Origin of the sequence: Opitutus sp., from assembly GCA_024998815.1 — a bacterium.
Lineage (GTDB): Bacteria > Verrucomicrobiota > Verrucomicrobiia > Opitutales > Opitutaceae > Rariglobus.
This window is the reverse complement of the sequence record JACEUQ010000003.1, coordinates 593,558-616,011: the sequence shown is the minus strand read 5'-3', so window position 1 is coordinate 616,011 and position 22,454 is coordinate 593,558. Positions and strand designations below refer to the sequence as shown.

Genomic DNA, 22,454 nt, shown 5'->3' with positions numbered 1-22,454 from the left:
CGCCATGCCCGCGCCCTTCCCGCTTTCCGACCACTGCGACGGGCAGCAGTTTTTTAACCCCAGCGGCCACGACAATCGCAGCTGGCACGATATCCTCAGCTGGAAACTCAGCGGGTTGCCCAAACGCTGGCCGGCCGTTGCCGCCCACCCGCCGCGCCCCACCGCCCCCTTGATCGGCCAACGCCTCGCGGCCACCTGGATCGGCCACTCGACCTTCCTGCTGCAAACCAGCGCCGGCAACCTCTTGACCGACCCCGTTTACAGCCAGCGCGTGGGCCCGGGCGGTCTGGTCGGCCCGCGGCGCGTGCAAGCCCCCGGCGTCGACTTCACCGACCTGCCCGCCATCGACGTGGTGTTGCTCAGCCACGACCACTACGACCACTGCGACCGCGCCACCTTGCGTCGACTCTGGCAAACCTACGCCCCGCTTGCCGTCACCCCGCTGGGCAACGCGCCGCTGTTGCGCGAAGCCGGCTTTTTGCCCGAACGCATCGTCGAGCTCGATTGGTGGCAGTCGCACGCCGCCCTGCCCGGCCTCGAACTCACGCTCACCCCGGCGCGCCACTGGAGCAACCGGGTGCGCGGACGGCGCAACGCCCGGCTCTGGGGCGGTTTTCACCTCAAAACCGCGGAGGCGACCGCGTTTTTCGCCGGCGACACGGCCTACGACGATCTGTTTTTTAGCGCGATTCGCAGCCGCCTCGGCCCGCCCGACCTGGCGTTGCTTCCCATCGGTGCCTACGCGCCCCGCTGGTTTATGTCGGCGCAGCACTGCGACCCGACCGAGGCGGTTAAAATCCACTGCGAGCTCGGCTCCCGGCTGAGCCTGGGCATGCACTGGGGCACCTTTCAGCTCACCGACGAAAGCGTCGACGAACCACCGCGCGAACTCGCCCGGGCGCTCGACGCCGCCGAGTTGCCCGCCGCCGCCTTTCGCGTCTGCGCGCCCGGACAATGCGTGGGCATCACGTGAACGTTTTCACATTTGGCCGCGTGGCTATATTCACCGTAAACCGGCGGAGCGATTAACACCGTCCTGCGGATACAAAATAGCGTTCATGTTCACCCTTACAGCAGCCTTGAACTCACGTTCAGGGCCTGGAGTTTGGCCCCTGACTAGTCGAACGCAGATCAGCCGAATCCTTGAGCTCACGCTCCAGGCCACATGATTCGCGAACACACTCCTTGTGGCCTTGAGCGTGAGCTCAAGGTCTGGAGTTTGGCCGTTTAGTAGAGTAGAGAGAGCCGCGCGTCGGTAACCCGTCAGCGCGACCCTCCCCCTCGTCAAACCGTGCAAGCGGTTTTCCCGCACACGGCTTACCGAGTCCCCATTCTTTCGGTTTGGTTTCAGCGGAGTTCATTGCTTCCAAGCCGCCGTAAGCGGCCAGTGCCATAGTTTGTATTGACCATGCAAACGGTCGTCGGTGAAGAACTCGAAGAGTCCGTGGGTGCGGCTATACTTTCGCCACAGCCACCGCCGCAACCGGTTGCGCACAAAAGCCTGCTGGTTACTAAACACGTGCGTGCTGTTGCCGTAATGAAACGCCGTCGCCCAACCGCGAGTGATTTGGTTGACCTTGCGGACCACCGCCACCGCCGGTTGGTTGCGCGTTCGCACATCTAGCTCCATCCGCACTTTGTCGCGTAACTTGGCCAGACTTTTCGCACTGGGTTCCACGTGCGGATATCTTCGTTTGCTCTTCATGCCTTGCCGCCATGCGACGGAAAAACCGAGGAACTCAAAGCCTTCCTTTCGTGTATCCACCAGTCGGGTTTTCTCTTCGTTGAGCTTTAACTTACGTGCCTCCAGCCACCGTTTCAGTCGCGTTTGCAGCCCCGCCCCTTGACCCGGTTTGCACAGGATCAGGAGGTCGTCGGCGTAACGCACCATCGTCGGCTTTTGTTCGCACTTCTCATTCACCGCATGATCGAGGTCGTTGAGGTAGAGGTTCGCCAGTAGTGGCGAGATGACTCCGCCTTGCGGCGTGCCACACCGGTTCGGGAGCACCTTGCGGCACCCCGTATCCCGGTCCTCTTCCACGATGGGTGCGCGCAGCCACGTTTTTATTAAACGCAACACGCTCCCATCGCTCACCCGTTTGGCCACCAATTGCAGGAGTTCGCGGTGCGGGATCATATCGAAGTAGCTCGATAAATCCGCGTCCACCACCTCCACCTTTCCGCTCAGCATGGCTTCCTTGACCTTATCCATCGCCTGATGGGTCCGACGTTTCGGCCGGTAGGCGTAGGAATGGTCATGGAAGTCCGCCTCTAGGATTGGCTGCAACACGATCACCGCCGCGCTTTGCACCACCCGGTCTTTCACCGTAGGGATGCCCAGCGCACGACGTTTGGTCCTGGCCTGATCCTTCCATATATAGACGCGCAGGACCGGACTGGGTCGGTAGGTTTTCGTTCGCATTTCCTCCGCCAGCGCAAGCAGCCATGCCGCCCGATAGGCTTCGTTCTTTGCGAGCGTTTCCACCTCGAACCCGTCCACTCCCGGCACGCCGTCATTGGCGATCACCTGATCGAGCGCATCCGACAGAATGTCCTGCCGATACAGCTCTCCATACAAACTATAGAACCGCCAATGCGGCTCCGCTTTTGCTTTCCGATATAGCACACGTTGCAGCTTCCGAACCTTCGGTGACGTTTTTATCCAGAGTTCATCACCCCAGCCATCGTCGGGTCCTTTGCCGCTCTGTGATGCGTGGGAACAAGTGCCCTCCCTTCGCTCCCCGGCGGTTTTAATGTCCGCTAGATCATCACTACTATGGAGGTCTCCGACTCCTGCCACGGCCCGTCCGGCCTTACGAGGTTTTGCCGCGCTTGTGCCGGTGGTTGAGGCATCGCAAGACGCCCCACCGCCGCAGGTCTCACCACTTAACCTAACGACCTTTCCCACCCCGCCGCCCCCGCTGACTCCGCCGACGTGTTGATCGGAAATCAACGATTTAGGTCCTACGTCTTTGCGAGACTGCCTTTTCCGATCCTTGCAGTCTTCACCGTTCAGGTAGCGGCTGGACTCGTCGGTTGTTTCGGTAACGGAGCTCATTGGATGGGGTTCACCTTCGTTGCGGCTGACTGGTTCGGGCACACGGTCGTGCTTTCCGGCGAGGCCTCGCGGCCTGCATCCGTGACCGGGCCCTTCGACCGCGAATCGTTAAATTCGGTCGAACAGACTTTCACTGTTATGGTTGTTAGTTTCATGGTCGCACACCCGAACTCCGAAGTTCAAACCAACCACAGATTACACAGATTACACAGATACAATCCCTTAGGAAGTAAACGGACTCAGCTTGATCCCCTTTTTTTCATCCTGTCTTCAAATTCAGTAACACTCTGTTATCTGTGCTCATCTGTGAATTCCGTGGTTAAAACTTCGGCGTTCGGGTTTAACTCGTGCCAAGAACCATACAGGTGCTGCGCATCATGTATGGCGATCTGAGCTGATCACTCCGGAGAGTTTCGCAGACTTCGCAACAGCCACCCTCACGTCAACGAACTCATCGAAACCCATGCCGTTGCTACCTGCGGTACGCTTCTACCTTAGCTGGGGGGGGCGGATCTCAACTCGTTTTGGGGCCAAACTCCAGATGCAGGCTAGAAGCCTGCGCCTGGAGTTTGGCCCCAAAAGCAGGTGGATGCGAAGCGGCCGGAGGCCCGGTTACGCAGCGCGGAAGAGTGCTTCAGCCAAGAAGGGTGGCGCTTTTGATGAGTTCGTGGAGGGAGGGTCGGTCGACGTGAAGTCGGAGAAACTCTCTGGGGCGATCTGGTCGGCCCAGCATTCGCTGCGCAGGGTGCGCAAGAGGTCCCCCGTGGAACTGGTCGCAGGCGAGGCGCCCGAAGAGTGCGTGCGCCATTTGGGCGGGCGAAGATGCGGCGGCGGATCAGGGGTTTGCCCCGCAGGATCGCCGAAGAGCAGGGCGGCGATTAACAACAGCGCATAGGCGGCGACGGTGGCGGCGGGTTGGTTGCGGTTGGAGGCGGCGGTGCGCAGTTGTGCCTGGCCGGTGCCGATCAGGGTTTTCTCATCCCGGAAGTTTCCCTCGATGACCCAACGCCAGAGGTAATACTGGAGTTGGTCACCCACGGGCATATCCGGGTCGGTGCAAACCAAGAAGGCAGGCTGGCGATAGAGCAGCTTCGAGCCTGCGCGCAATCGGTAGCCCACCGGGGCGATCACCATGACTTGCAACGGGAGCGTCGCCCCGGCTTTACGCCACAGCACCGGCCCGAGGGTCTTGATTTTAAAGGTGTGCTTTTTTCCGGCCGCATAAGCCTCGACGCTTTGCCAGGCCACGGTGTCGTCGGTGCGCAGCTCTTCCGGGGTCTGGACCGGCGCGCCATAGACCGGCGGGCGACCGGTGGCCGCGGGTGGTCCAGGCAGGGCGTTGAGCACGGCGTCCCGGCGGATCCGGCCGATATAAACGGTCTTGGCGGGCAGGCCCTTGAGTACGACCGCATTGGTGTAACTGCCATCGCCGGCGACCACCAGTTTGCGCGTGTCTGGCAGCGCCTGGCGAAGCTGCTGGATGCGGGCGAGCGCGACGACATTAAGCCGCTGCTGTTTTTTCTTCTCCGTGTACTGCTGAACCTCGTCGGTAGTGGCTTTTTTACCCGGCTTTGGCGGCGTCGGCGCGTGGGTGAAATCCACCGGAATCATCCGGGCGTGTCCGTCGGAACCAGGCCAGGCCGCAGAGAGTTGCACATAGCGCTGGCCGCGCACCAGGTTGGTTTGGAACGCGGGGCCGAGCGGATCGCGTTTCCAGCCGACGCCGTCGATCTTGACCCCGGTTTTGCGTACCAGGGTGTCATCGATGGCGGCCACCAACGGGGTAAGCGCCGGCAGGTTTACCTCAAGCTCATGGAGGACCGTGCGGAAAAGCCCCGCCGGCTTCACCCGGTCACGCGAATACAACCGGTAGTCGGCCGTCCAGTCCTGCTGGGCACGCCCGCACAGACAAATCAGGTTGGTAAGAGTCCCCCGGCACGGTGAAACCAGTGCCGCCATGAGATGCCCCTGCAGTCTCCGGGCGCACTCGGGGGCGGCGCAAGCCGCAGCACAAGCCCGTTTCATAAGTCGTCCCAGCCGATCGGATAAACCCAACTGGACTTTTTTTTAACGCCTACGTCCACCAGCTCGGGCGTGACCGGCATAACGGGCGCGACCAGACTGCGTGAGAGGACCAAATGATGCGCGTCGGTGACGGTCCACTCGACGGCCTCCGACTTGGCGAACCCCATCGTCTGGGCGATGGAAGCGGGTAATGTCACATACCACTGCTCACTGTTTTTGCGGATGATGCGCTGAACTTTGGTGGTGGTGCTCATGGTCCGACACCATCGTTCATGGCCACGCTTTTTCCCATGGGCCCGACGCCCCATTTATCTCTACGGCCTTCTCCGGGCCAACTAGTCAGAGGCCAAACTCCAGATGCAGGCTAGAAGCCTGCGCTACATCGAGCCGATTTCGGCTATAACATTAATTGAAATGCTTTAGCGCTTTTTGCTGCCGCCCTCGCTGCGGCTCCCGCTGGGTTTGCCCGTTCCGCCATTGAGCAAGGTGCCGCCAATGACGCCGACCGCGAACATCGCGAAATAAACGATGGCCGCCGATGAACGCACCGGCTTGGGGAACGCTAGCGAGAAGTGGAAATCGACGGAGTGGGTGTTTTCGATGCTCACGAAAACCACTAGAAACAGAATGATCAAAAAACCGATGGTGCGAAGGATAGTTTGGAAACTCATAGGAAAGGGCGACGCGACGGAAAATCGTCTCAGTCGGCTTCCTGAATCGCAGCCTGATGCAGCCGGAGCAAAACCAAAACGTCTGCGGTTAACATCTCCACGATTTCCCCCTTTCGCCGGAGAGACGACCTCAGTTTTTTCCGCATTCGACCGCCCACGTAACGCAGACTTCCCTGCCCGCTCCGCTTCAGCTCAGCAAAACCCAGAGCAGACTGGAAGTCTGCGCTACTTTTTCCGGACCAGCCCACACGGAGGTGGGCCCTTCCTCGATCGTGTGCCTGCCCCCACCCCGGAGGTACGACCTCCGCGGCGTCCGTGTCCGGAAAACCGCCGAGCAGCAGCCTGCACGGCTGCTGCTTACGCCCCCGCAGACAACGATGCCCGCGCCGCGTCGATTGGCACCGTATGGCGCTTGCGATCAAGGAAATAGCTAACCTCGTTATAGCCCGCAGCCGTCAATAAATCCAACGCCGCCACGTAACCGTCGGCCACGCGGGTCGGGATGTGCGCGTCGGCCCCGAGCACCACCGGAATGCCGCGCTCGCACATCAGGGCGAGTTGCGGAGGGGAGGGGTTCATTTCGGGCAGCGTTTTGAGCACGCCGCTGGTGTTGAGCTCCATCGCCACGCCCGTGGCGGCAATGCGGTCGAGGGCCCGCTCCAGGTGCGGCCGCACTTTTGCGAAATCCCAGAGCGACGGGGCCTCGTTTTTGATCAAATCGGGGTGCGCCAGGGTGTCGAACAACCCGCTCTCGGCCGACAAGGCCAGGTGCTCGAAATAAAGCTCCTGATAGGCCGCCAGGTCGCCGCGATAATACCGGGCGCGGTAATCGCGCATCTGGTAATGCACCGAGCCGAGCACGTGGTGCAACGGGACGCGCGCGTGAAGTTTTTCCAGCCAGGCCTCGCCGCCCGGGAAAAAATCGCTCTCCAGGCCCAATCGCACGTCCACGCGCCCGGCGAACGCCTCGCGCGCTCGCGCCACCAGGTCGACATAGGCGTAGAATTGCTCAGGCGCCATGCGCACATCGGCGCCGAAATTGTCCGGCAGCGGGCAATGGCAGGTGAAAATGATGCCCTTGAGGCCCCGAAGGAGGGCCATCGCCGCGTACTCCTCGGGCTCGCCAAACGCGTGTTTGCACAGGGGCGTGTGGCAATGGGATTCATAGAGGAGCGGTTCCGTCATGGCGTCAGACTTGAACAGGGAGGCCGACCCGCACAGCAAAAAGTAACGGGCACGCGGAATGGGGCCGTCCGCATTATTTGGGCTAAAAACGCTGCGCTCACGCACAAGGCCCCACAGAGCGCCACGGCCGTTTCCTCCGGCCCCGTCCGCGGTTCTTTCGTGTTTTTGATGCTACTCGTTGTTATCCACAGCCGCTGCATTTAGACTCAGGAGTTAAAAAAAATTAAAGCTAAGCCCCTTTGGTGCCGTTATTCTATAAACAGCTGCCCGTTCGCCACCTTCACCTCATGATTCCCCCCGATCCAGCAGATTCCCCGCCCGCCGAAAACCCTGGCTCTCCGACCACCGCGACCACCGAAGCCACCAAGACCGGCGAGGTACACCCGCCTCTTTTTGCCACGGTCAACGATCACGGGAAGCTGCGCGTGCTGCGCGTGCCGATTTCCCACGCCAATGAGCGCTTCTTTGTTTTGGCCGCGCCCTACCCGCTTCCCAACGGCACCAACAAACGCATCATCAGCCGCACCGACCCCATCATCCCGAACAGCCCGCTCAACGCCGTGCGCTATTACCTGGCGTTTTTGCTCAGCCAAAAGGCCGACAACGAGCTGATGGTCCAGCTCTGGAGCACCCGTATTGCCGCCGCCGAAAAATTGCTGGCCGAAGTCGAAGCCGGGCACGACGTCTTAATCGAAAAAGCACAACCTTAATCAGCACAACCCTATGACCCAAAACCCTTTCGACCAGCAGCTGCTGATGCTCACCCTGCTCAACCATGTGGAGGACGCCATTTATTTTAAAGACCGCGAAAGCCGCTTCCGCTTGGTCAATGATGCGCTGGTGCGGGCGGTGGGAGGCAAGTCGATTGCCGAGGTGCTCGGCCGCACGGATGCCGACTTTTTCGGGCAAGCCCACGCCAAGGCCGCGTTGACTACGGAAGAAAAAATCATGCACACCGGTCAGCCCGAGCTCAACATTGAGGAAAAAGAAGACTTCCCCGATGGGCGCGTCACGTGGCACTCCACCAGCAAATACCCGTTGCTCAACGAGGAGGGGCAGGTGATCGGCACCTACGGCATTTCGCGCGACATCACGGAGCGTAAAAAAGCCGAGGCAAAAATGGCCCAGCTCAACACCGAGTTGCTCAACACCGAACGGCGTTTGGCGGTAATCGATTTCGCCGAACTCATCTTGTTTCACACCAACCACATGGCCGATGTCTCCGGCCAGGCTATCGACCGCGTGTCGGCCGTGATGGAAAACGGGCATTTTAGCCAAATCAAACAGCAGGCCGAGCGGCTCATCAGTCTGCTGCCGCCGGATTCCCCCGCGATGGACCCCTGCATCTCTCTATTGGGCGAAGTGGAACTGGAGGCGGAGCAACAGGAAAAAACGCGCAAAGACCTGCTGGCGCTAAAAAAGCAGCTCCACGGCATCATCGAGTTGGTCAAAGCCCGCAAACACGTGCCCACGCCGGCGTATTGAGGCGCCGAGCGACCGGTTTGGCTGCGGACGGGCCAGTCCAAACACCCCAAACGGACGGCGCGCCAAAGGCCGGTTCAGGCCGGTGTGTCGGCAGTGCGGGTGCCCTTGGCCAGCAGTTCACCCTCGCAGGCCGGCGAACCCCGAGCCAAATCGCGGCACACCTGCGGGCGCAGGGCGTAAATCGTGCAAAAAAATTCCCGCTGGCCCGTTTCGCTGGCGCGGATGTCCAGCGCGGCACACCGCCCCGCGTGCATGCGCATGTAGGCGCGATTTCCGATGAAGTGGGCGAGGCGCTCCGCCTCGGGCCCAAGCCGCGACCAATCCGCCCCGTCGATGCGCACGTAGGTCTCCAAGTGAGAGTGACAGCACACCCCGCACAACAAACAGTCGGTAATGAGTGGGTTTTGCACAGCGCGCCCACGCAGGTGCCACTGGCGCCCGTGAGCCCAGCGACATTGCCCCGGCCTCGCCCCGAAGCCAGCCGGAAACCCCGCCCTACCATGCGTGCCGGACTTCGGGCGGTAACACCCATTCACGCTCAAGATGAGCTTAACAAAATCGGTTCTTGGGGGGGGGCGAGCGAATGCCTTTGGGCAAACACCTTGAGCTCACGCTCAAGGCCACGGGAAGCGTGTACCCGCGGGAGGCTCAAGAAGGAGTGTGTTGTGGCACAATTTTGCGCGCCATTGGTCAAGAGATGCGCAGCGCCGGCCGCCACTACCCCCTAGAATATCGCCTTATGAACAATCCGCTGGATACGTTCCACACGTGGCTTGAAGACGCCAAACGTCACGGCGTTCACGAGCCCAATGCCATGGCGCTGGGGACCGTGGACACCGAGGGGCGTCCCTCGGTGCGTATGGTTTTGCTCAAGCACGCCGACGAAAAGGGCTTTGTTTTCTACACCAATATCGAGAGCCCGAAAGCGGCCGACCTGCGTCACCTGCCCTACGCCTCGCTGTGCTTTTATTGGAACCCGCCCGGCCGCCAGGTGCGCGTGAACGGACGGGTGGAACCGGTAACCGACGTGGAGGCCGATGCGTATTTCAACTCACGTCCGTACTTGAGCCGGATCGGTGCGTGGGCCTCGAAACAATCGCAGCCGCTCGACGGCTATGCTGAATTGGAACGCGCAGTGGCGACCACCATGGTTAAACACCCCCGAGGCCGCATGCCGCGCCCGCCACACTGGCACGGCTACCGGGTTGTGCCCGACAGCATTGAACTGTGGCAGGAACGCCCCTTCCGCCTCCACGAGCGCATGGAGTACACGCTCTCCGACAAGGGTTGGAAGGAACAAGCCCTGTACCCGTAAAGCGCCGGATTAGGCCCATCGGGGCCCAAGGACAGGAATCCTGCCCGCAACCGGGCGCGGGCAGGCGCGCCAATTGCGACGGTCTTCGTGCTGGATTGTAGGCCGGAGGAGGGCTAGACCCATTGTCAGCCCCGCTCCTTATGTCTTCGCCCGAAACGCCTCAACCGCCCGCTCCTGGCTCGAATTTTTTGCATGATTTTTCGGGTCCCGCTTGGGCAAGTCGCGGCCCCGAGGCGATCAAACAGCTGCAGCTGTTTTTCGACCATGCGCCCATCGGCCTGAGCTGGCGCGAACTCGATGAACACGGCCTGCTCGGCCGCAACGTGGTCAATCGCCGCTTTTGCGAACTCGTCGGGCTCTCCCCGCAAGAGGCCAGCAGCATCGATAACATCCGCCAGATCACCCACCCCGACGACTGGGTCCGTCAGCAGGAGTTGACCGCCGAGATCCACGCGGGGCGGCGCAACGGCTTTGTTTTGGAAAAGCGTTATCTGCGCCGGGACGGCACGGAGGTGCGCTGCGAACTCACGGTGATGGTCGTGCGCGATGCCGAGGGGCGCGTCACCCACCACTTTGGCATGATCGAGGATGTGTCGGCGCGTTACATCGCCGAGCAGGAGGTCCGTCGTAGTGAGGCGCGCTGGCGCACCTACCTCAAAATCGCCAGTGAGATCCTCTACGCCATTACCCCCGAGGGCGTGTATAAATTTGTATCCGACGCTTGGACGCCAAAATTGGGCCATGAAATCGACGACATCCTCGGCCGTCCCTACACGCAGTTCGTGCATCCGGAGGACGTAGCGGTGCTACGCGAATTTATCAGCGAAACCCTGGAGCTGGGGGTCAACCCCCGTGGCATCGAATACCGGGTGTTACACAAGGACGGCAGCTGGGTGTGGCACGCCACCACCGGCTCCGCCTACACCGACCGCGATGGGCGCCGGGCGTTTTTTGGCGTCGGCCGCGACATCACCATACGCCGCCAAGCGCAGGATGAACTCAAACTCGCCCTGGCCCGCCGCGAGGAGCTCGAGCAGATCGTCAACCGCTCGCCGTCGATCGTGGTGCTCTGGCTGGCCGAGGAAAACTGGCCGGTTGCCTACGTGTCCCAGAGCATCCGCCAGTTCGGTTATTCGCCCGAGGATTTCACCGGACGCAGGCTGAGTTTCCGCGGCATCACGCACCCCGACGACCGCGAGCGGGTCGGGGCCGAGGTGGAGGCGCACGCCAACGCCGGCCACCACGAGTACAGCCAGGAATACCGCATCGTGTGCGACGACGGCTCAGTGCGCTGGGTGGACGACCACACGGTGGTGCGTTTCGATCCGGCCGGTAACGTGACCCACCACGAGGGGCTGATCACCGACATCACGTTGCGCAAAGACGCCGAGGACCGGGAGCGCGCCTTGCGCGAACGCGATCTGCGCCTGGCCGGCGAAGTGCAGCACCAGTTGCGCCCGCACGTGTTCCCCGACATCGGCGAGGTCGAAATCGAGGCGCTTTCGCAAGCTTCCCTGCACATCGGCGGCGACTATTACGACGTGCTGCCGGTGGATGGGCGGCGCTGGGGTTTTGTGATCGCGGACGTGGCGGGCAAAGGCCCGGCTGCCGCGCTCATGATGGCCTCCTGCCGTGCCACGCTGCGCCTGTGCGCGGCAGGGGAACGCAGCGCCGCAACGGTGGTTAAACGGGTCAACCGTGCCGTGCATAACGACATGCCGCGCGGCATGTTCATCTCGCTGTTTTACGGCATCCTCGACCTCGACACCAACCGCCTCACCTACGTGCGCGCCGGACACGAGCCGGCCCTGCTCATCCGCGCGGGATCAACGGCGCCCGAACTGCTGGCAGCCGGCGGCCTGGCGCTCGGTTTTGATGAAGGCCCGGTGTTTGATTCCATGCTGGAGGAAACCGAGATCGACCTATTGCCCGGCGACCTGCTCTCGCTCTACACCGACGGCATCACCGAGGCGGCCAACGCATCGGGCGAAGAGTTTGGCCGCGACCGGCTGGTATCCGCTTTGAGCGGACAAGATCAAACCCCGCTGCCTCGGGTGGTGGAGAAGCTCAACCGGTACCTGCGCCAGTTCTCGGCCTTGGCCTCCCGCCACGACGATCGCACCCTGCTGCTGGTACGCGCCCGATAAAGTAGCGCAGACTTCCAGTCTGCCTTCCCGCTCGGAGCAGACTGGAAGTCTGCGCTACTTTTCGGCAGCCCCCCCCCCCGCCCAGGCGTTACCTAAGCCAAAGATTGCGCAGTGGCGCGGCCGACTTTCTGCTACGGTTCACCTACGTTATGGCAGAACCACGGATTATTTCAGAAGCCGAGCAGCGGCAAATCACGCACTTGAGCGCGCAGGCCTGCATCATGCTGCTGCAACATGGCGCGGAGAGCACCCTGGCCGAATCGGTGTGCCGCCGCCTCGGTCTGGCACTGGGCATAGCCGAGGTGGAGGTGGCGATGATGGCCAACGCCATCACGATCACGACGATTTACCAGGGGCGCGATTGCACCACGGTGCGGCGGAATACCGATCGTGGACTAAACATGCATGTGGTGACGGAAGTCCACCGCGCGGTGCTGTTGGTCGAGGAGGCGAAACTCGATTTGGCCGGTGCAACCGCTCGGCTGGCCGAAATCCAGCCGCAGCGCTACAACCGCTGGCTGGTTTCACTGATGGTGGGTCTGTCCTGCGCGGCCTTCGCACGGCTCGGGCAGTTGGCGCATGGCGACCCGTTGGACCTGGGCACGCTTTGGCTCACGTTTGTGGCGAGCGGCGTGGCGATGCAGGTGCGGCAAATGCTAGCGCACCTGCATGTTAACCCCTTTGTTAACTTTGCTGCGGCGGCCTTTGTGGCCACCTCCATCACGGCGCAAGGCGTGCTCCACGGGTGGGTCGGAAACCCCAAGCTGGCGATGGCGGCGTGCGTCCTGCTCTTCGTGCCCGGCTACCCGTTGATCAACGCCGTCTCCGACATGGTGAAAGGCTACATCAACACGGGAATCTCGCGGGCCACCTTTGCGCTGCTGCTGCTGCTGGCGAGTTGCGGCGGCATCGTGCTGGCAATGACCGTTTGGAACACCTGGACCTGGCTATGAATCCTTCAGCTCAAGACATGCTTCAAGCGGTGGCCGACGCAGCAGGATTACTCCTGCAAGATGCGGTGCTGGCGGCGATCCCCGCTGTGGGCTTCGCGATGATTTTCAACGTGCCAAAGGGGGCGCTTAAATACTGCGCCCTGGCCGGCGCGCTTGGCCATGCATTGCGGCTTGGGCTTCACAAGTTCGGCGGCGTGCCGCTGGAGTGGGCCACGTTGCTGGCGGCCTGCGTGGTGAGCATGGTGGGCATCCACTGGGCTCAGACCTGGCGCGCCCACCCCAAGGTGTTTACGGTTGCCGCAGTCATTCCAATGATCCCCGGAATCTATGCCTTCACGGCGTTGCTGGCGATCATCGAGATCGACCGCACCGGCTACACTCCGGCGCTCTTGGCCACCGTGCTGCAAAACGGCCTGCGCGCGTTTTTCATCGTCTCGGCGCTGGCCGTGGGCCTGGCCCTGCCCGGACTCCTGATTTACCGTCGCCGCCCCGTGGTGTGAGCCGGGGCGGCTTCAATCTAAGTCCCGCCCGCCCGCCACACCCGACACCGCGCACTTGAATTACAACTTTAAGGTCGCGTACAACGAGGTGCGCAGCGAGTCGGTAAACAGTTCGTCGGCGTAGTACTGACCAAAGCGCCAGCCGAGGGTCAGGTTTTTATGAATCGGCAAAGCCGCCCACTCCAAGGCTGCATCGAGCTCGGAACCGTAATGGGCGCTGGTGCTGTCGGCATAATAATCATAGGCGATGGCCGTGTAGTTGAGGCCTTTCACTCCGTGTGAGCGGCGAGCGGGAAAGCGTCTATTTCTGGCGGTTAGGAATGCACTTCTTCTTCGGTGGATCTTCTTCCCCTTAAAAAGAGTAATACTCTTCTTCCGTGGGTGGGTTTTCTTCCCTGTCCGGCTGGGGATATGAGGGGTGCGAATGGGTGGAGATTGAACCGGCGGGACGCTTGGCGGATGCACAGCGATGCATCCAACCGGTTCACGCAAGTGTTTGCACTGTGTCGATTTCTTTCTGCCCGACGCGCATAACCGCGAGCGTCAGCGCTACTGCGGGAAGCCGGGATGCCGACGGGCGAGCCGGGCGGCCAGTCAGGCCAAATGGTTGGCGAAGCCGGAGAACCTCGACCACTGGAAAGGCCCAGAAAATGTCCAACGGGTGCAGGAGTGGCGGAAGGCCAATCCGGGGTACTCAAGGCGGAGGGGGCCGCGACGGCGGGTGGCGTTACAAGACATCCCAACTACGCAATCCGTTGTGCACCAGCCTAAAGCCGAGCCGGTCGCCGAGGTGGCGTTACCGAATCCCTGCGTGCCGTTACAAGACAGATGGGAGTCGCAAAACCCTGTGCTCGTGGGGCTTATCGCGCAGTTCGCCGGAGTGACGTTACAAGAGGACCTCGAACCCATGCTGCGACACCTGCAATCCCGGGGGCGGGTGATCCTGGGCATCGACGTCCAGCCGCCCGATTATGCAAAAACAACCGATCGATCGCGAACAACTCCGGCGCACGCCGGCCCAGTTTAGCTGGCTGGACCACCGGCTGGTGCGGGGCAATTACCTGGGGCGGGCCAGTGCCCCCGCCTGGGGCCTCTATCTGGTCCTGGTCACCGTGGGCGACGCCGACGGGCTGAGTTACTACGCCACGCGCACCCTGGCCCGGCTGCTCACGCTCAGCGAGGACGGCCTGGTCGAGGCGCGCCGGCAGTTAATCGAGGCCGGGGTGATCGCCTACGCCGCGCCACTTTACCAGGTGCTCTCCTTGGACCGGGGCAGGCCAACGCACACGCTGGCGGCAACGCCGCCGCCGAGCCGGGAGGTGGGCGCGTGATCGATTACGAACTGTATTGCCGGATAAAACAGGCGGAGGCGGCCGGTCACAGTGCGCCGCAAATCGCCCGCTCGCTCCAGTTGCACGTGCAGACGGTGAGGCGCTGGCAGGCGCAGGAAAAGTACGTGCGCAGCCAGGCCGCGCAGGTGCCTAGGCCAAGCAAGCTCGACGTGCACAAGCCGGCGATCGCGCGCTGGCTGGAGGCCCATCCGTTCACCGCCATGCAGCTCTGGCAAAAGGTGCGCGAGCGGGGGTACACGGGCGGGTATTCAATTTTGAAAGACTACGTGCGGCGGGTGCGGCCGAGGAACCTGGAGGCGTTTCTTACCCTCAAGTTTGCCCCCGGCCAGACCGCGCAGGTGGACTGGGGCAGTTTTGGCGCGGTGGAGGTGGACGGCACCCGGCGGGCTTTAAGTTTTTTCGTCATGGTTTTGGGGTACAGCCGGTTCCTGCATGTGGAATTTACCCTCGGGCAGGGCCAGGAGTGGTGGCTGGGCTGTCACCGGCGCGCCTTTGAAAAACTCGGCGGGGTGCCGCGCGAGGTGATGGTGGACAACTGCAAGACGGCCGTCCTCTCGCATGTGCCCGGGACCGACCCGGTGTACAACGCCCAGTACCTGGACTTTGCCCGGCACTACGGGTTTACGATAAAAGCGTGCGGGCCGGGGCATCCGCAGTCCAAGGGCATGGTGGAAAACGCGGTGGGTTACGTGAAAAAAAGCTTCCTTGGCGGGCGGCAGATGAACGGGTTTACCGAGCTGGGGCCGGCCGCCAGCTTGTGGCTGGAAACGGTGGCCAACGTGCGCGTTCACGCTGAAACCCAGGGCCGGCCGGTGGACCGGCTGCCCGAGGAGCGCGCTGCGCTCCTGCCGCTTAACCCGGTGGCCAGTCCGGCGGTGCGCACCTTAAGCGTGCGGGCGTCGCGGCGGTGCCGGGTGAGTATCGAAACGAACCGCTACTCGGTGCCCACGAAGTTTGCCGGGGCGCTACTCACCGCGCAGATCGAGGGGGCGCAGGTGAGGTTTTATGCGGACCGCACCCTGGTGGCCGAGCATGCCCGCAGTTTTGCCCGCCGCGCCGATGTGGAAAACCCCGAGCATGTGCGCGAACTCGAGGAGCGCAAACGGCAGGGGGCGCGGCAGCGCCTGCGGCTACGGTTTTTGGAACTGAGCCCGGCGGCACCCGCCTACCAACGGGGGCTGGAGGAGCGCCGGCTCAACGCGGGACACCACCTGGCGACTATCGTGGGTTTGGTGGCCCTGTATGGAACGGAGGCAGTCGGCCGGGCGATCGAAAGCGCCCATGAACTCGGCGCCTACTCCAGCGATTACATCCTCAACTTGCTCGAACAACGCGCGCGGGCCTTGCCGCAAGCCGGGCCGATCCACCTCACCCGCGCCGACGCGTTGGCCGCACTGGAACTCGAACTGCGTCCCCCGGATTTAAGCCCCTATACCCAATGAAAACAGAACCCGAAAAAACCGATTTATTAAAAGATCAACTCAAGTACCTGAAACTCGGTTACCTGCTGCGCCACCACGGCGAACTCACGGCCGAGGCGGCCAAGGCGCGCTGTTCGCACGCCGAATTTTTACGCCGACTGGTGCAGGCCGAGACCCAGGACCGCCAGATCCGGGCGCTGGAGCGGCGCATCCAGGCAGCGCGCTTCCCGGTCAAGAAAACCGTCGACCAGTTCCAGTGGGACTGGCCCAAGGAGTTGAACGAAGCGCAGGTGCGGCACCTCTTCGAACTGGGCTTTGTCAAGGAGCGCACCAACGCGGTGTTTTGCGGTGGTGTGGGGCTTGGGAAGACACATCTCGCGAGCGCGTTGGGCTACGCGGCGTGCCAGGCGGGCTACACGGTGCTGTTTACGACGGCGGTGGACGCGATCAACGCCCTGGTCACCGCCCAGTCCCTGCACCGGTTGCAAGCCGAGTTGAAGCGTTACATGACCCCTGCGGTGCTCGTGCTCGATGAGGTCGGCTACCTGCCGCTCGACAAGTCGGGGGCCGACCTGCTCTTCCAGATCGTCAGCCAACGCTACGAACGCGGCTCGCTGATCGTCACCACCAACAAGGCCTACAAACACTGGGCAGGGATCTTTAACAACGACGCTGGCATCACCGCGGCGATCCTGGACCGCCTACTGCACCGGGCCCAGACCGTCGTCATCGAGGGCAAATCCTACCGCATGAAAGACCGCCTGGCCGACGAACCTGCAAGCTGACCGGGCCTGATGATCGGCCCCTGGCGGGGCCGGTCATCGGCTTTTACGACAGGTGATTTTGTAACCGCCAGAAATAGACGGTGTTCGCGCCGCCGCTCACACACTCCGGGAACCGGCCCGGTAAAAGTCAGGTAACGCGCGTCCAAGCCGGAGCCGGGGGTGGCGGCGAATTTCTCGGTCCAGCCGTTGAAAGGATGGGCCAGCGGCGTGCGGAAGGTGTTGCCCGACCCGCCCTCGAGCACCGTCCAGCCGAAGTACGCTTTGTGCGCCTTGTAGCCGACGCCCAGCTCCACGCACCAGTAGTCGAGGGCGACGTTCGCCGGATTGTCGGCGTAGTCGGTTTGATGGGCGTAGTCGGCGGTGTAAACGACGCTCCAGGTATCATCGAACTTGTAAGGGCCGGTCAGGCGCAGGCCGGTGGTGGCCGTGTCGTTGGCGGCCTGACCGGCGTTGTCGTCGTAGTCGAGCAGCACGGCGTAGGCTGACGCGTTAAACACGCCCATTTTGGCGTAATCGAAGCTGCCGACATGGGAATTCATGCCGAGATCGCCATCGGTGGCGTCCGCGCCGACGACGCGGTGAACCTTGTTGAGGTAGGCGTAATTGGCGGTGTAGCCGTCGCCAAATTTAACCGAGGTGCGTGCCAGGTCGATCGACTGGTTGTTCTGCCGCCAAGGCGAGTAACTGACGAAACGCCCGTTGTTGAGGAAAAAGGACTCGCGCCCCGCGAGCAGCATGACGCCGGTGTCGGGAAGCTGCCACTTCAGGAAGGCCTGATTTAATTCGGTGCCGAGCGGATCGTTAATAACGGCGCGGGGCTGGTCGCTTTGTCCGGGCACGGTGGTCATGCGGTAGTGCTCGTCCTCGCCGACCGCGTAAACGCCCTCGCCCTCGACGAACGCCGTCAGGCCGTGGCAGGGCAAGGTCTCGTAGCCGAGGGTCAAGCGCAGGGTCGAGGCCACGGCGTTGCCGTCGATGCGGCCGGCGGCAGCGGTGGTCGCGCCAGGAACGGAATCCTGCGCATAGTTTTCGTAGCGGTAGCGAGCGGCACCCGAGAGTTTACCCTGAGTTAAATAATCAAACGCCCCCTGGGGCGCGGGCGCGGCGGCAGGGATCTTGGGCACCTCAGCGGCGGGCCCCACACCGTAGCCCGATTGCGCCAAAGCGAGGGGGAGCGCCGCGGTTAATGCCAATCCCGCGCAGGCAAGGGATCGCGCGGCACCGCGAATTGAAAAATCGAAACGGCAAAGCGTCGGGGGAAGGGTAGGCATGAGTGGCGTTATAAATGCAACCACACGAAGTTCCAGCCCGATGCACGCCCAAGCGCAAACTAGCGCCCCACCTTAATACTGGAATTAAATTTCTTCATATCCGGTTCAGCGTCCTCTGTGCTCTTTTTTGGGCGATTGGGCGGCGCACGGATTTCCCGCCGACGGTTAACCTGAGGCTAATAGTCAGCCTCCGCACCTGCGCCCTGCCCACGCAAAAACCAAGCAGCGAAAAGCCCCCCTTTCAGCTAATCATCAGTTGGTTAACAGATATCCAGCTCCGCCCCAGAACCCGTCCGGCCCCGGCCCGCCACTTTCTTTGATTTTATTTTGAGCGTTTAAGCCTGCGCTGCGTCTATGTTTTTGTAGCCAGTTTTGTGGTTTTAGTTTTCAGGTCACAACAGCCGTCTCCCCCGAGGCGGCTTTTGTATATCCAGAGGCCAACCCCCGCCACGCCAAGCAAGGCCACCAAGGGAAGGCGACTGGCTTTTTTGTCGCCTGTGAGTGCGCGAGCGTTTGTGGTGAGGACATGATTTCCTTGCATGAGGGCCGTGGCTCGCGGACCAAAAAACCACCGGCACAGGCGCTGGTTCTCGGCCTGACGGTGGCCGGCTGCACACCGCGAATCTGGCGCCGCTTGGTGGTGCGTGAAGCCATGTGGCTGGCGCGCCTGCACGACTCGATCCAGGTGGCCTTTGATTGGTTCGATTACCAGACCCACACATTCACCCTGGGCGATGTGCGCCTGGGCAACCCGGCCAAGGCCGTCGGCATCAGCATCGAGGACGATCGCGATATCACGCTGCTCGACGCGGAGTTGGCCAAACGAGGAGGGATGAGCTACGAGTACCATTTTGGCGAAGGATGGCGGGTGGACATCCGCGTGGAAGCGGTCCTGCCCCTGGTAAAAGGTGAAGTTTACCCCCGCTGCCTGGCGGGCGAACGGGCGGGCCCGCCCGAGGACTGCGGGGGCTTGGAGGCGTATCAAGATATGCTCGCCTGCATTCAAGAACCCACCACCGAGTTGGGCCGTGAATGGCTGGAGTGGCTAGGCCCGCTGCATGATGTAGAGCGCTGCGACTTGGCCCTAATCAACAAGGGCCTGAAGAAGTTCAGTAAGTAAGCCAGTAAACCAAGAATTGACACTCAGCCCGGCACTTGCTGGGTTGGTGGCCGTTCTTTTTAAATGTGCGTGGTCAGTCGGGAGGAATCGACGGTTAGCGTTCGGTGCCTCCATCTGACCATGAATACGATCAAAGATAAGTTCTCGCTCAACGTCATCGGCGGGTTTGCGCCTTCTGGATTCTTCAAAAAGTCCAAAGTGAATGCCAACCAGCCAGCCACGATTGCTGTGCGGAAACAATATGAAGCCGCAACGTCGGCCCAGGCCGCACGCCTTAACGGGTTGCTCAGCCGCGGGACGACTTCGCCCCTGTAATTCTAACGGGATTGCAGTTAAAACCAGTAACTACGCCGCCCGGGAGCTCACGCTTCCGGGCGGTTTTTCTTTTTGCACTGACCGACTGCGCTTAGGCGTCCAAAACCACATCGCCCTTGGGCGCGGCGACGCAGGCCAAGCAGGAACCGGGCTCGGGCTTGCTGCCGGGCTCCTGAGCATAAGTCACATCGCCACTACGAATCGCCGTCACACAGGTGCCGCACTGGCCGGCGCAACAGCCCGAGGCGATCGCAACTCCTTGCGATTCGGCAAACGCCAGCAGATTACCCGCTTCCGGATTCCACGCGACGCTTTTGCTAGACTTGGCAAAGGTCACCATCACCGGTTTGGCGCCGGCATCGGCCGCCACTGCCGCCACAGGAGCCGCTTTCTTGACGCTGGCCGGGCCGAAGGCCTCATAGTGAACCTTGTCGTCGGGCACGCCCCACTCGGCCAGACCCTTGACCACCGACTCCATCATCGGGCCAGGCCCGCACATGTAGTAATCGAAATTATTCGATGGCAGGACCTTTTTAAACAGATCCACGCCGACGCGGCCGTGATGCTGGTAATCCGCACCCAGTTTGTCGTCCTCGGTGGGATTGGAATAACAGACGTGGAGGCTGATATTACTGTACTTGGCCGCCATGGCCGCCACGTGCTCCTTCATGATGTGCTCTCCACCATGGCGCACCCCGTAAAACCACCAGATTTCACGCCGCGAGCCGTTTTGGATAATCTCGTTCATCATGCTCAAGCACGGCGTGATGCCGACGCCGCCGGAGATTAAAACCACCGGGGACTGCTTGTTGGTATCGAGGAAGAAATGGCCGCCGGGTGCCTTCACATCAAGAATCGCCCCTTCATGAATCGAATCATGGAAGAAGTTGGACGCCAGACCGGCTGCATGCTCGGGCTTGGAGGGCGGGCAGCGCTTGATAGTCACCCGATAATAATCAGGCAGAATCGCATCGCTTAAACTATAGCAGCGAATGGTTTTCTTTTTCTGATTCGGGATATCGAGTTCAAAGGTCAGGTACTGACCGGGCTTAAAGGGCGGCAGCGGTTTTTTGTCGTGCGGAGCCAAATAAAACGAGGTGGCGTCACTGGTCTCCGGCACTTTTTTGATCACACTGAACTTGCGAACGCCGCTCCAAACACTGCCGCCGGTTTCGGCCTTTTTGAGAGCCTTTTGCGCAATGAGCAGTTCCGTGGAGAGCTTCTGCAAGGAAATCGCCTGCGCCTGTTTTTGAGCGCTGAGCGCCCGCAACTGGGCCACCAGCAGGGATCCCAATGTGGCCACGACCAGCGCGACCAGAATGAGCCCGAGTGAAAGGATGATATATTGGGACATGGTTAACAAATACGACTCAGACGACGGTTAGATTAAAACTTGCGGCGCACCTCGAAGCGGACGCCGGTGACGTCGGGATTATTGTCCCGAAACACGTTGATCAGATCGGTGCGAAAGATCCACGCGTTGCTCAGGTTACGCTGGTAGCGGGCGCCGAGGCCGTATTCAGGGGCTTTGTCGGCCGCGGTACCCGGCTGATCAAACGCATCGAGGGCGGCAAATTCAAACACCACTTGCTGCGTGAGATCGAAGAGATACTCGATACCCAGGGCGCCGCCGTAAGTGTTATGGCCGGTATCATCCATCGTTGGAAAACCGGTGATACCGTCGGTTTCGAAGTTAATACCCGTGTTTAACAATACGCCGCCAGCTCCGGCCGCGCGGGCCAGCGACTGCGGGCGATCAAAACCAGCCCAAGCATTAAAGTAGGGCACCAGCGTCAGGGGCTTGGACGAGATCAAGCTGTTCTCAATGAGGAACAAATAACCGTCCGCCGTCTGCGTTTGCCCGGCGCCAGGCTCCTGGCCGAAATTGGCGATCACCCGCACGCTGTTGGAAATGCGGTCCCAGTACCGGCGCGTGAAGGCAGCCGAGGCGTTATGATAACTGAGGTCGTCCTTGCTGTCGTGACCGTCGACATAGCCATAGCCCACCTCCCAGTAACCCGACATGGCCTCGATGAAGGTGTTGAAACCAAAAACACCCGAGTTGTCATTATTAGCCATCGCCGCGGTAGTGACCCGGTCAAAACCGGCGAAAAAGGTCACGTCCATATTACTAATCTGCAGCGCGGGGCTGTTGCGCGCCGGAATAGTAAAGGCAAAGCCGGTGATCGCGTCCTGCATCCAGACGCCGTTCTGAAACAACAGCGGAATGAGGCCGGCGGTGAAGGGAATGTCGTAGCCGTTGTCTTTATTGGTGGCGCCGGAGATAATACGGGCCATGTCGCCCTCGATAAACAGCGCATCGGGCTCAAGGTCGAAAATCGCCTTGTTGTCACTTTGCCCGTCCACTTGGGACACGCGCGTCACGTCGCCGCGATGATCCAGCGGGGTGAAGGTCGCATGGATGCGCTCGGTCGCCGTGATCTTCAAATCGAGGTCCAGCGTCAGTTTGCTGGCCACGATTTCCTTATCCTTGCCGCCGGTGTTGTTATAGCCGACCACCGTACGCAAATCGCCGTAGAGCAGCAGTTGCGGGAAAACCAGGTTCTTTTCGCCAAACAGGTTTATGCCCGGCTCAAATTGACCAGGACCATACATCTCACGGCCCAATTCCAACAACGGGCGGGCCGTCGGGTTGGCGTGTTTGGCGCCATAGATGTCGAGCTGTCGCTGGAAATCGTAGGGCAGGTTGTAGACCGGGTCGGGCCCGAATTTGTAAGCGGCAGCGTCGTAAGGAACGGGTTGCGCACGTGCATCCATGGCAACGTGGCCGTCGCTGGCCCCTGCGGAACCGAGCGAAGCCAAAACCAACCCAGCACCCAGGGCATGTTTA

The 22,454-nt window shown here is 61.4% G+C and carries 22 protein-coding genes; 12 read left to right on the top strand and 10 right to left on the bottom strand.

Translation table 11 applies throughout. The features are described 5' to 3' along the window. Nucleotides 1-4 precede the first annotated feature (4 nt). Entirely contained in the window at nt 5-973 is a 969-nt protein-coding gene (locus H2170_17685) for an MBL fold metallo-hydrolase (protein MCS6301905.1), read from the top strand. A gap of 384 nt (nt 974-1,357) precedes the next feature. On the opposite strand, the gene ltrA is transcribed toward H2170_17685, so the two are convergent. The 5 genes from ltrA to H2170_17660 form a co-directional block, all read right to left on the bottom strand. Next, entirely contained in the window at nt 1,358-3,058 is a 1,701-nt protein-coding gene (gene ltrA, locus H2170_17680; protein MCS6301904.1) for a group II intron reverse transcriptase/maturase, read from the bottom strand. 612 nt (nt 3,059-3,670) lie between these two features. Next, a complete protein-coding gene (locus H2170_17675; protein MCS6301903.1) occupies nt 3,671-5,017 on the bottom strand; it encodes a transposase in 1,347 nt (448 codons plus the stop codon). Nucleotides 5,018-5,079: 62 nt separating this feature from the next. After that, nucleotides 5,080-5,337 carry a hypothetical protein gene (locus H2170_17670; GenBank protein MCS6301902.1) on the bottom strand — a complete coding sequence of 86 codons (258 nt, stop codon included), beginning with the start codon at nt 5,335-5,337 and terminating at the stop codon, nt 5,080-5,082. 165 nt (nt 5,338-5,502) lie between these two features. After that, a complete protein-coding gene (locus H2170_17665; GenBank protein MCS6301901.1) occupies nt 5,503-5,754 on the bottom strand; it encodes a hypothetical protein in 252 nt (83 codons plus the stop codon). Nucleotides 5,755-6,111: 357 nt separating this feature from the next. Next, nucleotides 6,112-6,939 (bottom strand): histidinol-phosphatase, encoded by an 828-nt coding sequence (locus H2170_17660; GenBank protein ID MCS6301900.1) that lies wholly within the window; start codon nt 6,937-6,939, stop codon nt 6,112-6,114. A gap of 287 nt (nt 6,940-7,226) precedes the next feature. Between H2170_17660 and H2170_17655 the strand changes: the two genes are divergently transcribed. Together H2170_17655 and H2170_17650 are read left to right on the top strand one after the other, a co-directional pair. Next, nucleotides 7,227-7,649 carry a hypothetical protein gene (locus tag H2170_17655; protein MCS6301899.1) on the top strand — a complete coding sequence of 141 codons (423 nt, stop codon included), beginning with the start codon at nt 7,227-7,229 and terminating at the stop codon, nt 7,647-7,649. 13 nt (nt 7,650-7,662) lie between these two features. Then, entirely contained in the window at nt 7,663-8,424 is a 762-nt protein-coding gene (locus H2170_17650) for a PAS domain-containing protein (GenBank protein ID MCS6301898.1), read from the top strand. A gap of 74 nt (nt 8,425-8,498) precedes the next feature. Here H2170_17650 and H2170_17645 read toward each other — a convergent pair whose 3' ends face one another. After that, nucleotides 8,499-8,849, bottom strand: coding sequence for a YkgJ family cysteine cluster protein (locus H2170_17645; protein ID MCS6301897.1), 351 nt, complete (start codon nt 8,847-8,849; stop codon nt 8,499-8,501). Nucleotides 8,850-9,163: 314 nt separating this feature from the next. Here H2170_17645 and pdxH point away from each other — a divergent pair, with 314 nt between their 5' ends. From pdxH to H2170_17625, 4 genes are all read left to right on the top strand, one after another. Further along, nucleotides 9,164-9,739, top strand: coding sequence for a pyridoxamine 5'-phosphate oxidase (pdxH, locus tag H2170_17640; protein ID MCS6301896.1), 576 nt, complete (start codon nt 9,164-9,166; stop codon nt 9,737-9,739). A 140-nt stretch (nt 9,740-9,879) separates the two neighbouring features. Next, the gene (locus H2170_17635) at nt 9,880-11,886 is read left to right on the top strand and encodes a PAS domain S-box protein (GenBank protein ID MCS6301895.1); all 2,007 of its coding nucleotides are present in this window, start codon (nt 9,880-9,882) and stop codon (nt 11,884-11,886) included. Between the two features lie 149 nt (nt 11,887-12,035). Further along, entirely contained in the window at nt 12,036-12,839 is an 804-nt protein-coding gene (locus tag H2170_17630; GenBank protein ID MCS6301894.1) for a threonine/serine exporter family protein, read from the top strand. 17 nt (nt 12,840-12,856) lie between these two features. After that, nucleotides 12,857-13,339 carry a threonine/serine exporter family protein gene (locus tag H2170_17625; protein ID MCS6301893.1) on the top strand — a complete coding sequence of 161 codons (483 nt, stop codon included), beginning with the start codon at nt 12,857-12,859 and terminating at the stop codon, nt 13,337-13,339. 60 nt (nt 13,340-13,399) lie between these two features. Here H2170_17625 and H2170_17620 read toward each other — a convergent pair whose 3' ends face one another. Further along, nucleotides 13,400-13,612, bottom strand: a complete 213-nt coding sequence (locus tag H2170_17620) for a hypothetical protein (protein MCS6301892.1) — start codon at nt 13,610-13,612, stop codon at nt 13,400-13,402. Between the two features lie 698 nt (nt 13,613-14,310). Here H2170_17620 and H2170_17615 point away from each other — a divergent pair. Genes H2170_17615 through H2170_17605 form a run of 3 tightly spaced genes read left to right on the top strand, consistent with a single transcriptional unit; the run spans nt 14,311 to nt 16,897 of the window. Further along, complete coding sequence (locus H2170_17615) at nt 14,311-14,670, top strand: hypothetical protein (protein ID MCS6301891.1); 360 nt, start codon at nt 14,311-14,313, stop codon at nt 14,668-14,670. Then, complete coding sequence (locus tag H2170_17610; GenBank protein ID MCS6301890.1) at nt 14,667-16,133, top strand: IS21 family transposase; 1,467 nt, start codon at nt 14,667-14,669, stop codon at nt 16,131-16,133. Before H2170_17615 ends, H2170_17610 begins: the two co-directional genes overlap by 4 nt. Next, nucleotides 16,130-16,897 (top strand): ATP-binding protein, encoded by a 768-nt coding sequence (locus tag H2170_17605; protein ID MCS6301889.1) that lies wholly within the window; start codon nt 16,130-16,132, stop codon nt 16,895-16,897. Before H2170_17610 ends, H2170_17605 begins: the two co-directional genes overlap by 4 nt. On the opposite strand, the gene H2170_17600 is transcribed toward H2170_17605, so the two are convergent. Continuing rightward, nucleotides 16,855-18,168, bottom strand: a complete 1,314-nt coding sequence (locus H2170_17600) for a hypothetical protein (protein MCS6301888.1) — start codon at nt 18,166-18,168, stop codon at nt 16,855-16,857. The two genes, H2170_17605 and H2170_17600, sit on opposite strands and share 43 nt — an antisense overlap. A 526-nt stretch (nt 18,169-18,694) precedes the next feature. Here H2170_17600 and H2170_17595 point away from each other — a divergent pair. Continuing rightward, complete coding sequence (locus H2170_17595) at nt 18,695-19,288, top strand: plasmid pRiA4b ORF-3 family protein (GenBank protein ID MCS6301887.1); 594 nt, start codon at nt 18,695-18,697, stop codon at nt 19,286-19,288. A gap of 120 nt (nt 19,289-19,408) precedes the next feature. After that, on the top strand, nt 19,409-19,603 hold the full coding sequence (locus tag H2170_17590) for a hypothetical protein (GenBank protein ID MCS6301886.1): 195 nt from the start codon (nt 19,409-19,411) through the stop codon (nt 19,601-19,603). Nucleotides 19,604-19,694: 91 nt separating this feature from the next. Here the strand turns inward: H2170_17590 and H2170_17585 are convergent, their stop codons facing one another. Both H2170_17585 and H2170_17580 read right to left on the bottom strand, forming a co-directional pair. Further along, nucleotides 19,695-20,957, bottom strand: coding sequence for a 2Fe-2S iron-sulfur cluster binding domain-containing protein (locus H2170_17585; protein MCS6301885.1), 1,263 nt, complete (start codon nt 20,955-20,957; stop codon nt 19,695-19,697). Nucleotides 20,958-20,989: 32 nt separating this feature from the next. Continuing rightward, complete coding sequence (locus H2170_17580) at nt 20,990-22,426, bottom strand: hypothetical protein (protein ID MCS6301884.1); 1,437 nt, start codon at nt 22,424-22,426, stop codon at nt 20,990-20,992. Nucleotides 22,427-22,454 lie beyond the last annotated feature (28 nt).